Consider the following 13,447-nt stretch of genomic DNA (forward strand, 5'->3'; position numbering starts at 1 on the left):
TGTTCTGCAGGCTCAAGGATTTCAGGAGGATAGCGACCCGCTACGACAAGCGTGCCGACACCTTCCTCGCGGCCATATGCCTCGCCGCTTCCATCACTTGGTGGATCAATTGAGTCCCGACCCTAGTCCTTTGAATCACTCAAAGGACTAGGTTGAGCGGGAGTTGCGGTCCAAAGGTTCGAGTGTTAGCGTCTGCCACTGCCCCTTTCGCGGAATTGAGAGTTAGCTATGCGCTGGATTATTCTGTCGGCCACCCATCTTGCCGTGCTCGCGATCGGTTTTGCGCTCGGGGTTTATTTTCTGCCGGTCCTGACCGCGCCTGAAAGCCTGGACGATGCCATGCTGGCCAGCACGGCGGAAGGCGCCCTCTTCGAGACGAGCTTCAGCCGTGAGCTCAAGGGCAGCGACTTTCTGCACTGGGGGGAAGGCAGCGTGAGCATTTCCGCGCAGAACGTTGTGCATCAGGGAAACCTCGCACCCGGCCCCGACTACAAACTCTACCTGGTGAAAGACTTCGTCGAGAACGAAGAAGAGTTTCTGCGGGTGAAGAGCGAAGCGCAGGTCATCGGTGACGTGAAAACCTTCGACGGCTTTTTGCTCGAGGTTCCGGCGGGCGTGGACGTCAGCGCTTACTCCACCGTGCTTGTCTGGTGCGAGGCCTTTAACGAGTTCATCACCGCGGCGAAGTATCAGTAAGCCTGCGCTTTGCGTACGGGTATGCATGCCGGCAGCTCACGCCTGAAGTGTTGGTGCACCCATTGCAGTTCCGATCTTTCGGCTGCAATGAAAGCTTCATAAAACAACCCAGGTGATAATTCCTTTTCCGGACCTATATTGACTTTGGCACGGCCATCGCCCACCGGAAAACGAGTGACCCCACCCATGACGACGACTTCCCCCGCGCAAGAAGCCGCCCAAACCTCCGTCGATCCCCTGAACGCCTCCGATCCCTACGCCAGGGAAGCGCAGACCTTCCCGGTCCTGAACGACGACCAGATTGCGCGGCTCGCGGATTACGGAAAGACGGAAGAACTCGAGAAAGGCACCGTCCTCTTTTCCCGCGGCGACAGGGGCGCCGACTTTTTCCTGCTGCTCGAGGGCAGCATTGAAATCTACGAGGAGCTCGGCAACGGCAGGACCGAGACCATCACGGTCCATCGGAAACACCAGTTCACCGGCGAGCTCGATCTCTTCAACGACCGCAAGATTCTGGTCGGCGGCCGCACCGGCGAAGACAGCAAGCTCGTTCGCCTCACCCGCGCCGACTTCAACCGCATGTCCAGTACGGAACAGGATATCGGCGAGATCATCATGCGCGCCTTCATCCTGCGCCGCTCGGCCTTCCTGCTGCACAATCAGGCGGGCGTGACGCTGGTCGACCACGGCAACACCTTTAACTGCCTGCGGATCCAGCGCTTCCTGGTGCGCAACGGTTATCCGGTCCGCGTGCTGAACGATGACGATGCCGCGCGGCGGAAAGTCATCGAGGGCTGTCGCGTGGATATGAACAACCTGCCGGCTGTGGTGGTGCCCGGCGACAAAGTGCTTCAGAACCCTTCGACGGCGGAACTGGCGGACGAGCTCGGGCTCACCGAAGATATCGATGAGGATCACATTTTCGATCTTGCGGTCGTGGGCGCAGGGCCATCAGGCCTCTCCGCTGCGGTGTATGCTGCCTCGGAAAACCTGGACACCATCGTCATTGAAGAGGAAGCGCCCGGCGGTCAGGCGGGCACCAGCTCGAAGATCGAGAACTACCTCGGCTTCCCGACCGGCATCTCCGGTCAGGCGCTGGCGGGCCGGGCCTGGATTCAAGGTCAGAAGTTCGGCGCCCAATTCGCCATCGCGCGTGCTGCCGAGGCGATTCGCAAGCAAGGCGACAGCTTCGAGATCGCCATCGCAGGCGGCGCCCGGGTGCGTTCGCGTGCGGTGGTCCTGGCCTGCGGCGCGACCTACCGGAAACTCTCGCTGGAGAACTACGAGAAGTACGAAGGTCAGGGTATCCACTACGCGGCGACGGCCATCGAAGGCCAGCTCTGCGGCGATGAGGAGGTGATCGTGGTCGGCGGCGGCAATTCGGCGGGACAGGCCGCGGTCTTTCTGTCCGGCTTCGCGGCCCATGTGCACGTACTGGTGCGCCAGGACGGCCTGGCCGCCAGCATGTCGGACTACCTGGTGCGGCGGATCGAACAGTCCTCGAAGATCACGCTCCATACCAATAGCGAAATCTCGGAGCTGCATGGTGAGCGGCTCCTGAACCAGGTGACCTGGAAGAACCGCAAGAGCGGAGAAACCTCGACCCGCGACGTGCACAACGTCTTTGTGATGATCGGGGCCGTCCCCAATACGAAGTGGCTTGGCGACTGTGTCGAACTTGACGATCACGGCTTCGTTAAAACGGGACAGGCCAGCGGGTCCGGTGCGCCTCGCTCACCCTTCGCCACCTCGATCGAGGGCATCTTCGCTGTCGGCGACGTACGTGCCAGCTCGGTCAAGCGGGTTGCTTCGGGTGTGGGCGAAGGCTCCGTCTGTATCAGCTCGATCCACCAGTTCATGGCGGAGCGGAGCTAAGGCAAGATTCGGGGCCCGGCGGAACCAAGGCAGAATTCTATCAAAGGCTGCATTGATTCCGTCGGCGCTCTCCTCACGTCGTGCAGTGGAATGCTCTGCAACGCGTGCGAACAGCAAGACAATAACTGACAACAGAGGCGAGGGAGCGGACATGAACCAGTTCACCCAAAGCGATAACTCCGTACCGGAGATCGTCTTCCAAGGCGCGGTACAGATCGACCCGCAAGCGCATTGCGACGACGAAATCCTCTCCTTGCTCGAAGAATGGGATTCGAGGCCCACACCCTCCAACCCCGGAGCCGCGATCTTTGAGTTGGACAACACCTTCGGCTTTACAATCAGCTATGACGGCAAAGCGAGCGGCTACTGGCCGGATCCGGAAAGCAACATGCTCAGCGAGACCCTCGTGCGCAGCTTCCTCTTCTCCAACGGGATCTGCGAACTGACCGACCTCGGCCATCGCCTCTATCTGGCGAACTACAAACTGATCGCGATGGACGGGCAGGAATACCAGCTGGTCTGCCCCTTCCCGACCGCGTCAGGAAACATCGGCGGCCTTGTCGTTGTCTGCCTCAACAAGAGGATCACACAGCCCTATGCCCTTAGCTAGAGCAGTGGAAGATCACTCAGCCTTGGGATCCGGCAGGGTGCCGAGCGCACTGCCGGCAGCGCGCACGACGCCGCCGATCTCGGTCAGCTGATCCTGCAAGGGGTTGGTCTTGCGCCAGACCATGCCGATGCTGCGCGAGGGACGCGGGTCGGGAAAGCGGGCAACCGAGATCGCGGCGGAGCGGATTTCGAGCGGCAGGGCCATCTCCGGGATGAGGGTCACACCCAGGCCCGCGCCGACCATCTGCACGAGCGTCGAGAGCGAAGAGCCCTCCATGAGGTTCTGGGGCTCCGACCCGCTTGCCTCACAGAAAGACAGAGCCTGATCGCGGAAGCAATGCCCTTCCTCCAGCAGCAGAAGGCGCATCTCCAGGAGCTGTTTGGGACTGGGGACAGGTTTGTCGGCATCCGCCTCCGGGCGCACCAGAACGAAATCCTCGCTGAAGAGCGCGAACTCGCGCAACGCGGGTTCGGAGATCGGCAGGGCGACGATCGCCATGTCCAGGCGCGATTCCAGCAGGTCCTCGATCACAACCTCGGTCATCGCCTCGCGCAGGCGCAGGTCGAGTTCGGGAAAGCGGCTCATAATGAGCTTGATCATCTCGGGCAACAGATAAGGGGCGACCGTGGGAATGACGCCGACACGCAGACGTCCGGCCAGCGGCCCCTGGGCCGCGCGCGCCAGGTCTTGAAGTTCGTCTACGGCGCGGAGGATCTCAGTGGCGCGCCGCGCAAAGTCTTCCCCGAGCGGGGTCAGATGTATATTCCGCACGGCGCGTTCCACCAGAGGCGCGCCGAGCATCGTCTCCAACTCCTTGATTTGTATGGAAAGTGCCGGCTGGGTGATGGCGCAGGCTTCGGCCGCCCGGCCGAAATGCCCCGCACGCGCGAGGGCATCGAAATAGCGCAGGTGCTTCATGGTCAATCCAATCATAAGTATTTTTTATCACACCGGTAAATTCTTTCAACTTCTCTAAATGTCCCATAGTGATTAGAATTATTCTAAGACTAAAGAGCAGACGCATCCCTTACCTATCAGAGGTGAGTGCGCTCAACGACCAACCCCTTGATTTCTTGGATCTCGGCGTAGGCCAATAAAGGAGAGAACGATGGACGGAAGTACCGTAGGCAAATGCCCGGTTATGCATGGCGGCAATACCTCAATGAGCAAACCGGTCACGAAGTGGTGGCCGAGCACACTGAATCTGGAGATCCTGCACCAGCACGGCGCGCGGACCAATCCGATGGACGCGGACTTCAACTATCGCAGCGAAGTCAAGAAGCTCGACTATGACGCGCTCAAGGCGGACATGCATGCGCTGATGACCGACAGCCAGGACTGGTGGCCGGCCGACTGGGGCCACTATGGCGGCCTGATGGTGCGCATGGCCTGGCACGCCGCCGGGACCTACCGGCTGCAGGATGGCCGTGGCGGCGCCGCGACCGGCAACCAGCGCTTCGCGCCGCTCAACTCCTGGCCCGACAACGCGAGCCTCGACAAGGCCCGCCGCCTGCTCTGGCCGATCAAGAAGAAATACGGCAACAGGCTGTCCTGGGCCGACCTGATGATCCTGGCCGGCAACATCGCGTATGAGTCGATGGGCTTCAAAACCTTCGGCTTCGGCTTCGGCCGCGAGGACATCTGGGCCCCCGAAACCGACATCTACTGGGGTTCGGAGAAGGAGTGGCTGGCGCCGAGTGACGAGCGCTACGGCGACATCTCAAATGCCTCGACCATGGAAAACCCGCTTTCCGCGGTCCAGATGGGTCTGATCTACGTGAACCCGGAAGGCGTGAACGGCCAGCCCGACCCGGCACGGACCGCACAGCATGTGCGTGAGACCTTTGCCCGCATGGCCATGAACGACGAGGAAACCGCGGCCCTGACCTGCGGCGGCCACACCATCGGCAAGGCGCACGGCAACGGTGACGCCGACGCGTTGGGCGCCGAGCCGGAAGGCGCGGGCATCGAGGAACAGGGCATGGGCTGGAGCAACCCCAACCAGAAAGGCAAAGCCAACGAGGCCGTCACCTCCGGCATCGAAGGTGCCTGGACCTCGGACCCGACCAAGTTCGACATGGGCTATTTCGACCTGCTGTTCGGTTATGAGTGGGAACTGAAAAAGTCCCCGGCGGGCGCCCAGCAGTGGGAGCCGATCGACATCAAGGAAGAGGACAAGCCGGTCGATGCCAGCGACCCCTCGATCCGCCATAACCCGATCATGACCGATGCCGACATGGCCATGAAGGTCGATCCGGCCTACAACGCGATCTGCCAGAAGTTCATGGCCGATCCAGACTACTTCAAGGATACCTTCGCCCGCGCCTGGTTCAAGCTGACCCATCGCGATATGGGTCCGAAAGCCTGCTATATCGGCCCCGATGTACCGGCAGAAGACCTGATCTGGCAGGATCCGATTCCGGCCGGCAACAGCAACTACGACGTTGCCGCCGTGAAGGCGAAGATCGCGGAAAGCGGCCTCTCCGCAGCCGAGCTCATTGCAACGGCATGGGACAGCGCCCGGACCTTCCGGGGTTCCGACAAGCGTGGCGGCGCCAACGGCGCGCGGATCCGCCTGGCCCCTCAGAAGGACTGGGAAGGCAATGAGCCGGAGCGTCTTGCGAAGGTCCTGGGCATTCTTGAGCCCATCGCCGCGGAAACGGGCGCATCCGTCGCGGACGTGATCGTGCTGGCGGGCAACGTCGGTCTGGAACAGGCGGTCAAGAGCGCGGGCGTCAACGTCGAGGTTCCCTTCGCGGCCGGCCGCGGTGACGCGACCGATGCGCAGACCGACGCAGAGTCCTTTGAGCCACTCGAACCGTTGGCTGACGGCTTCCGCAACTGGCAGAAAACCGAATATGTGGTCTCTGCCGAAGAGATGCTGCTGGACCGCGCGCAGCTCATGGGCCTGACGGCGCAGGAGATGACGGTTCTGCTCGGCGGTCTGCGGACGCTCGGGGCCAACCACGAGGGCTCCAAGCACGGCGTCTTCACGGATCGGGAAGGCACGCTCAGCAATGACTTCTTCGTCAATCTGACCGACATGGCCTACAGCTGGCACCCGGCCGAGGGCGGCACTTACGAAGTCCGCGACCGGAAGTCGGGCGAAGTCAAGTGGACCGCAACCAGCGCGGATCTGGTCTTCGGCTCGAACTCGATCCTTCGGTCCTACGCGGAAGTCTACGCGCAGGACGATAACCAGGAGAAGTTCGTGCGTGATTTCGTCGCCGCATGGACGAAGGTCATGAACGCCGACAGGTTCGATCTGGCGGCCTGATCATCGTAGTCCGGGCGGAACCGACCGCCCGGACCATCCGCTTCCATAGAGAAGCCTTGAAGATCGCCCGCGTGCCGATCCATCTGGATTGCGCGCGGGCGATTTTTTTGACCTGGTTCGAGCATCCAACAGGACCTACTGGCTCTGAGGCGCCCACGACCAGGGCGCGGGCACGGCCTGGGCGATCGACGGCTCCTGGCCGCCCGGCGACTTCAAGGCCGCATCAGAGTTCAACGTGCTGTTGGTCCGGAGGTTGTGATGGGGTCCGTATGACTCACCCCCCAGCGGCCAACGTCGGTTAGATGCCCGGCTTTCTGGCGAAGGACACGAGTGAGAAGGACGCGGCGTCGTTCAAGAACCTGCCTTTGCTTTTCTGCAGATACACTCCGAACACTCCGACAGCGAAGAGTATGGTTAGCGAATCGATCGGCATCAGGCTGTCGATGTAGGTAACGCCGCCCACCATCGCCCAGAGCACCGCGGCGCGGAGGTAAGCGTGTGTCAGAGAGAGGCGTTGCCGGTGTTTGTCGAGCGCTTGCAGACCCAGGAGCCTTTTGCCCGGTGTGGCGCGCCAGATTGAAGCCTCGCAGGGAGGCGCCAGAACCACATAGAGCGTAAAAATCACGGTGGGCCAGTCATATTGCGCTGAGAGGCCGAAAAGAAGATCCAGCGGATATACGATCAGGGCAAGCAGGACCACATCAGCCAAAAACGCGAGTCCCCTGACGAAAGGCAAAGACTCCGCCTCACCATCGAAGAGGGCAGCCCCCGTTTTCCTTTCTTCTTCAATGTGGAGCGCGGCGCCCCCTTTCACACCGAATTTTTTCGATGCCTGTTGTGGCACGTAATCCTTCAAATCATTGAGAAACTCAAGATCTTCCGCGCTGTAATCATAACCGTAAAGCAGGTCGTAGTAACGGTTGCTCCACCCGAAGATGCTGTCCAGGTAATGCAGGACAGCAGACCGCAGCATTGCCGGTTCGTTCCGTTGCTCTTCGCAGGCTTTCCAGTGCGCAATCACACGCGCAAACACAGCATCGCCGAGGGAGGTGCGGAAGTCCTCGGTCAGAAGATGTTCGTCCTGCTCGAAGGCTTTCCAGTTCTCAACGAAGTAATGATCGTTCTTCGAGGCAAGAAGCGCGTCCATGTGGTCCAGAAGATACTGAAAGTCGGGCGGCGCTGTGCTTTCGGCCGGTGTTTCGTCCTGCAGGCTCTCGCTCTGCGGATCCCGATCGCCCGACTCCGGCTCGGAGTGTGACGCCTCGGACACCCCGGGACCGGCGCTGGAAAGCGCTTCATCCTTAGTGTCATCCTGAACTGCGAGATCGTTTTCCACCAGATAGCACGCAAACTTGTAGGCCTCGTGGAGCTGCTGAAACGCGACAGAATCCTCGTCAGGCCGGGTCTGCTTCAGCTTGCGGGCATAAGCGCGCTTGACCTCGCGCTTGTCGTCCGTGGGCGCAATCTCCAAAACCGACCAGGGCGCCGTCACTGCAACGGCCCCGCTTCCATGGCATCAAGCAGTTCCTTGAGTTGCTGGCGAGCCTTCGTGATTTCAGTCGCGTTCTGAGCGTCCAGGACGCGTTCAAAGTTCGCGAGGAGCTCACCCAGCATGGTCCGTTCGTTACCGAGATAAAGGCTGTAGAGATGCTCGCCCCGGGACAGCAGCTCTCTATTCTCTTCCTGTTCGCGCGGGTGAAACTTCAGCGCCGCCAGTCTCTCTTTCGACCTTTCCAGCTCTTCGGCGCTCAGGGTGCCGGGCGACTGTTCGATGACATGATTGATGAGTGTGCCGGTGGAATTGACCTTAACGTCGACTTCCAGCAATCCGTTCATGTCATAGCTAAAACGCAGATCGAAGGTCTCCTCGCCCGCTTTGTTGGGTGGCACCTTCACATCGATCGCGCCCAGAAAGACATTCTTTTCCACCAGCCTGTGTTCGCCCTGATAGACGTTGACCTGGAGCTGTTTCTGATTGTTTTCGACGGTCTGCAGAGTCTCGACCCGGCTGGCCGGGACGACTGAGTTCCGCTCGATGATGGGCAGGAAATAACCCGCACGGCCCGAACCGCCGGGATCGACCACTTCGGTGCCGAGGGTGTAAGGGCAAACGTCGGTCAGGACGACGTCGTCGAGAGACTGGTCCTTCGCCTTCAGACCCGCCTGCACCGTCGCGCCCATCGCGATAGCGAGATCCGGGTCCAGATGACTGGAAGGGATCCGGCTGAAGAGCTTGCCGACCGCATTCCGGAAGATCGCCATGCGCGTCGCACCACCGACCAGCAGCACTTCCTCGATATCCGCAAGGGGAATGCGCGCATCCCGTAATGCTTGCTCGATCGGATTGCGGACGCGCAAAAGGAGCGGCGTAACACAGGTTTTAAACCATTCACCCGAGGCTTCGAATTCGATCTCACCGCCTGCCAGAGTCAAGGCCAGACGCTTCGGCCAAGGCGCATTGATATTGCATTTGACCTCCTCAAGCGCCTCGAAGAGCTGTTGAAGCTCCTGTTTGGTAAGCTGCTCCCGCTCCAGGTCATTTTTTGCCAGGACGTCGCCGACCAGAGCCTCGAGGAAGTCTTCGCCACCCAGGTAGTTGTCCCCTGCGCTGGCATGGACTTCCATGACACCCTCGAAGTACTCGATCACCGAAACGTCGAAGGTGCCGCCGCCCATATCGAGGACGGCAAAGATCCCTTCCTTGCGCTCATGCAGTCCGTAAGCCAGCGCCGCGGCGGTCGGTTCATTGATCAGCCGCCGCACCTTCAGTCCGGCGATCTCGCCGGCCTGTTTGGTGGCGTGGCGCTGGTTGTCGTTGAAATAGGCCGGAACGCTGATAATCGCTTCCTCGACGGTCTCCCCCAGATAGGTCTCGGCGTCTTCCTTCAGGGACTTCAGGACAAACGCACTGAGTTCCGTTGCCGAGAAACGCCGGTCATCGAGCTCAACTTCATGTTTCGTGCCCATCAGCCGCTTGAAGACCGCGACTGTGGCGTCGGGGTGCGTCATAAGCCGGTGTTTTGCGGTTTTGCCGACAATAATGTTCTTCCCGCCATCCAGCCCGACCACTGACGGCGTCAGCAGATCGCCGTGGCGGTTCTCGATCAGCCTGGCCGCACCCTCCTGCCACACGCCGCAGGCAGAGTTCGTCGTGCCCAAATCAATGCCGATAATCGCCATACTATCTGTTCGTCTTTTGAGAGAGAATTTGAGGTCTCGACCGAGGGAGTCTTCGACCTGAACCCCACGCCCAAGGGCATGTTCATGATTATGGCAGGCGGTGTCAATCGATGGATTTGGGCCTGGCTGGGGGCATATTCCACCTTAAAACCCGGAGGAAACTGAAAACCCAGAGCGCCGGATTTACAAATGAATTCAACGGCTTTTCCGTCGAATGCGCTTTTGAAGCCGCGTCTTAGGCATCGCTCGCTTGAAGAGATCACGGAAAAACGGCTAGGCTTTGCGGCAGCCTCGGACACGGCGGCGCGCAGGCGCGATCGGAGATTTATTGCCAACCTAAGGTGGATAACCGGGACCGGTATTACAGATTAAGAAAAGACCATGCCCGCAGCGGGCCACCTTTGAGCTTCGAGGGGAAATGACGTGATCATGTTTCGTTTCGGATTACCGGTTGGATTTCTGGTCGGATTACCGGTCGGAGTGCTGGCCGGCCTCGCCTTCACGCTCGCGGCTGTGCTCACCCCAAATACAGCGCAGGCCAGCAAATGTTTCGCCTACGTCGAACAAGTGCCCGAGTTCCAGCCGTCACCTTCATCGGCGCCGGGCTTCATTCCCGCCGCTTTCTCCGCCGCTCAGCTGGCGCCTTCGGTGCAGATCACCTACGTCACCCACTCGACCTTCCGCCTGGAAACGCCGGAGGGCGTGGTCATCGCCACCGATTATGCAGGTTTTGCCGGGGCCGGAGTGGTGCCGACGGTGGTCACCATGAACCACGCCCACGAGACCCACTACACCGCATTCCCCGATCCGGCGATCCGGCACGTGCTGCGCGGCTGGAACCCGCAGGGCGGGCCGGCAAAACACAACCTGACGGTGGAAGACGTTCTGATCCGGAATGTGCCCACCGATATCCGCCGCTGGGACGGCGGTGCCGAGCGTGACGGCAATTCGATCTTTATCTTTGAAGTCGCCGATCTCTGCATCGGCCATCTGGGTCACCTGCATCACAAACCCACGCCGGAGCAGCTGGCCATGATCGGGCGCCTGGACGTGGTCTTCGCGCCGGTCGACGGCAGCTATACCCTGGATCTGCCGACAATGATCGAACTGCTGAAGGAGCTCCGCGCCAGTCTCGTGATCCCCATGCACTCCTTCAGTGACAGCTCGCTCCGGCTGTTCCTGGCCGGCATGCTCTCGGATTTCGAGCTCGATATGGCGAAGGACGCAACCATCGAGATCTCGCTGACCACACTGCCCCGGCAACCAACCGTGTTGGTGCTGCCCGGGCGCTGAAAAACAGCCTCCCAGCGCGAGAGCTGGCCTCCAACAAAGAGAACTTCATCCGGTTCAAGCCGAAGCGATGGCTTCCAGACCGGCGAGCGTGGGTTTCCGGGCCAGGTCCTCAGCGGCAAGCGCCGTGATCAGATACTTCTGAGCCTCGGCACTCTGGCGGCAGACCTCTGCCAGATTACTGGAGAAGCCTTCCTCCAACAGGATCGCAATGCTCTGCGTCAGTTCTTTGGGGGACCCGCCCGCCAGGACCCGCTCCATGGCCGCCTGACGCACGAAAGAAGAGTCATCGCGCAAAGCCAGAAGAACACGCTCCCCGGGCAAGGAGGCAATGGCGCGTAAAGCGGTGGCGCGCACCAGGGCATCGGCATCGTCGAGCAGGGCTTCCAGTTCCTTTTCGCCGTGCGGCAGGCATTTGCCAATCGCCTGAGCCGCATAGCCCCGGATCAGCGGGTTTTCATCACCCAGGCCCTTGATCAGTGCCGGGAGCAGACTCTCCGAGAGCGGCAGGACTTCAGAGCGCTGCACGAGAGTCGCATAAGCTGCGATCCGAAGAGTCAGATCGGTCGCCTCGGCAGCGTCGCAAAAGGCCTGCTCGAGATCTTCGCCGTGGCAGTCGGCAGAAACGCGCAGGGCCACCAGACGCAAATCCATGGCGAAGCTGTCCGGGCCGTCGACCGGCACCCGGCGCTTACCCTTGCCCCCCTTTTTCGAAGAAGCCTGCGGCGCATCACCGGAACGCGGACTGACGATCCGGTCGCCGGCGTCCGTAGAGATTGTCTGGATCGCCGCGAGGGTCGACTTGGGAAAGGTCACGTCGATGACGTTACTCTCGCCGTCTTCCGCCCGTTCCCGGTCTCCTGCACTTTCCCGGTCTTCGGGCTTCTCCTGGGCCGGGTCACATTCGATCGCTTCACCCCGCGCTTTCCGAGCCTGGACTTCGTCTTCGGAGAGAATATCGCCGTCCTGCGAGATCGTGACCCGATGGGATGCAATGTCCTCGACCTTAGAGGCTTCGACCGGGCTTTCTTCGCTCTCGGCCCGGACAGGTTTCGCTGCTTCTTCAGTCGCAAACTGCCCGGATATCGCGCCCACCAGAGCCGCGCGCGCGGACTGCGCAACGGCATCGTCCTCCGCTTTGGAGAGGGTGGCCAGCGAGCTGAGCGCCGAGGCGCGGATCTGTCTGGTGGGATCGCTGACGCAGGTTTTCAGTACCGCGATGACCGCATCCAGCGGCAGATCCTTGAGCGCACGCAGGGCGGCAATACGGACCTCCAGTGCCCGCTCCGGGTCGCAAACAACTTCACACAGCGGCGCATGGGCCGCGGTGCCACAGGCGCGCGGAAGAAACTTGGCGCAGGTCGCCGCCAGCGTCTGACCCGACATCATCATCCAGGCCTGCATATTGGCAGCCAAATCTTCGGAGATTTGAAACTCCGGCCTGGAGAGCACCACCTCCAGCGCGGCAGACCGAACCCCCTCACTGCGATCCTCGAGAGCCATCAAAGCGATATCACGGCGCGTCTCGGCGAAGGTCTCCACCAGGGCCTGGCGCACGAGGTCACTCGGATCATCCCGCAGAAGGCGCCCGACCCAGGAGCTCTCGGAGTCCAGGCAACTCAGCGCCAGGCGGCGCACCTGAGGACTGGAATCCTGAACCAGGAGCTCGACCTGTGTTATCAGGACGTCACTGTTGGCTTTGCTCAGGGCGATGAGCGCCTGCTCCCGAACCCGCGGATTGCTGTCGCGAAGCAGGCTGAGAAGTGTGGTAATCCCGCTCTCGGGAATTTTGGCCAGTGCCGCGAAAACCACATCATCGAGCTCCTGGCCCATCTCGTCGTCGCGGGCCAGCAGCATGTCCTGGACCGCCTCTTGCGCGGCCATCTCCCCCAGAGCGGCGATCGCGGCAAGCTGGACGTCGAGCCAGTCGTCCCACATGCCGGCCTCGTCTTCCCAGGCGACATCGTGGTCGCAGCGGTCTTTGGACAAGGCCATCAGGAGCGGCAGGGAAGCGGCATCCTTCACGGCGGCCAAGGCTTCAATCGCCAGGATTTTGACTTCCTTCACAGGGTCGCCGAGCAGGGACCTGCGCAAGGCGTCGGCATCCTCGGGCCGGGCGCAGCGGACCAGCGCATACATCGCATCCGTCCGCACGTCGGGGTCCTCATCGAGGAGCGCCTCGACCAGATGAGGAGCCGCGGCAGCATCGCCGAGCGCTGCAAGTGCGCGTGCGGCCGCGCAACGCACCACCTCGTCTTCCGCTTTCAACCGGCGCAGAATGATCTCGACAGCTGCGGAAGAAACTTTCGGTGGCAGGTTTTCGGCGATCATCACAGCGGACTCCTCCTCATCATACTTGCTAGAGGGCGGCTCGTTCAGGTTCCTGCCTCTCGTGGCAAGAACGATCAGCCTCATTATTTTTATCTGGCAGAGCGATCCGTGATCTTGACGGACCTTGGCAAGAATAATCGCACTGCAAGAGCAGATCGCATTTCACAACGCGGCGAAAACACCGTCTC

At 61.1% G+C, this 13,447-nt stretch carries 9 protein-coding genes and 1 pseudogene; 6 read left to right on the forward strand and 4 right to left on the reverse strand.

All coding sequences use genetic code 11. From position 1 onward, the window contains the following. From FKG95_RS27495 to FKG95_RS27510, 4 genes and pseudogenes are all read left to right on the forward strand, one after another. Nucleotides 1–113, forward strand: a pseudogene (locus FKG95_RS27495) (IS5/IS1182 family transposase); the annotation flags it as partial. Nucleotides 114–228: 115 nt separating this feature from the next. Next, on the forward strand, nt 229–696 hold the full coding sequence (locus tag FKG95_RS27500) for a DM13 domain-containing protein (RefSeq protein ID WP_142899676.1): 468 nt from the start codon (nt 229–231) through the stop codon (nt 694–696). Between the two features lie 186 nt (nt 697–882). Continuing rightward, on the forward strand, nt 883–2,571 hold the full coding sequence (locus tag FKG95_RS27505) for an FAD-dependent oxidoreductase (RefSeq protein ID WP_142899677.1): 1,689 nt from the start codon (nt 883–885) through the stop codon (nt 2,569–2,571). A gap of 151 nt (nt 2,572–2,722) precedes the next feature. After that, complete coding sequence (locus FKG95_RS27510) at nt 2,723–3,181, forward strand: hypothetical protein (RefSeq protein WP_142899678.1); 459 nt, start codon at nt 2,723–2,725, stop codon at nt 3,179–3,181. A 12-nt stretch (nt 3,182–3,193) separates the two neighbouring features. Here FKG95_RS27510 and FKG95_RS27515 read toward each other — a convergent pair whose 3' ends face one another. Beyond that, a complete protein-coding gene (locus tag FKG95_RS27515) occupies nt 3,194–4,114 on the reverse strand; it encodes a hydrogen peroxide-inducible genes activator (RefSeq protein WP_142899679.1) in 921 nt (306 codons plus the stop codon). 175 nt (nt 4,115–4,289) lie between these two features. On the opposite strand from FKG95_RS27515, the gene katG reads away from it, so the two are divergent. After that, nucleotides 4,290–6,458, forward strand: a complete 2,169-nt coding sequence (katG, locus tag FKG95_RS27520; protein WP_142899680.1) for a catalase/peroxidase HPI — start codon at nt 4,290–4,292, stop codon at nt 6,456–6,458. Between the two features lie 298 nt (nt 6,459–6,756). Here katG and FKG95_RS27525 read toward each other — a convergent pair whose 3' ends face one another. Together FKG95_RS27525 and FKG95_RS27530 are read right to left on the reverse strand one after the other, a co-directional pair. Continuing rightward, complete coding sequence (locus tag FKG95_RS27525) at nt 6,757–7,950, reverse strand: RDD family protein (protein WP_142899681.1); 1,194 nt, start codon at nt 7,948–7,950, stop codon at nt 6,757–6,759. After that, nucleotides 7,947–9,638 carry a molecular chaperone HscC gene (locus tag FKG95_RS27530; protein ID WP_142899682.1) on the reverse strand — a complete coding sequence of 564 codons (1,692 nt, stop codon included), beginning with the start codon at nt 9,636–9,638 and terminating at the stop codon, nt 7,947–7,949. Before FKG95_RS27530 ends, FKG95_RS27525 begins: the two co-directional genes overlap by 4 nt. Before the next feature lie 429 nt (nt 9,639–10,067). Here FKG95_RS27530 and FKG95_RS27535 point away from each other — a divergent pair, with 429 nt between their 5' ends. Next, nucleotides 10,068–10,931 carry an MBL fold metallo-hydrolase gene (locus FKG95_RS27535; protein WP_142899683.1) on the forward strand — a complete coding sequence of 288 codons (864 nt, stop codon included), beginning with the start codon at nt 10,068–10,070 and terminating at the stop codon, nt 10,929–10,931. A 54-nt stretch (nt 10,932–10,985) separates the two neighbouring features. On the opposite strand, the gene FKG95_RS27540 is transcribed toward FKG95_RS27535, so the two are convergent. Continuing rightward, a complete protein-coding gene (locus FKG95_RS27540) occupies nt 10,986–13,259 on the reverse strand; it encodes a HEAT repeat domain-containing protein (protein ID WP_179954308.1) in 2,274 nt (757 codons plus the stop codon). Nucleotides 13,260–13,447: the final 188 nt, after the last annotated feature.

The sequence above is a fragment of the Denitrobaculum tricleocarpae genome, assembly GCF_007004665.1.
Taxonomy (GTDB): Bacteria; Pseudomonadota; Alphaproteobacteria; order Kiloniellales; family Kiloniellaceae; genus Denitrobaculum; species Denitrobaculum tricleocarpae.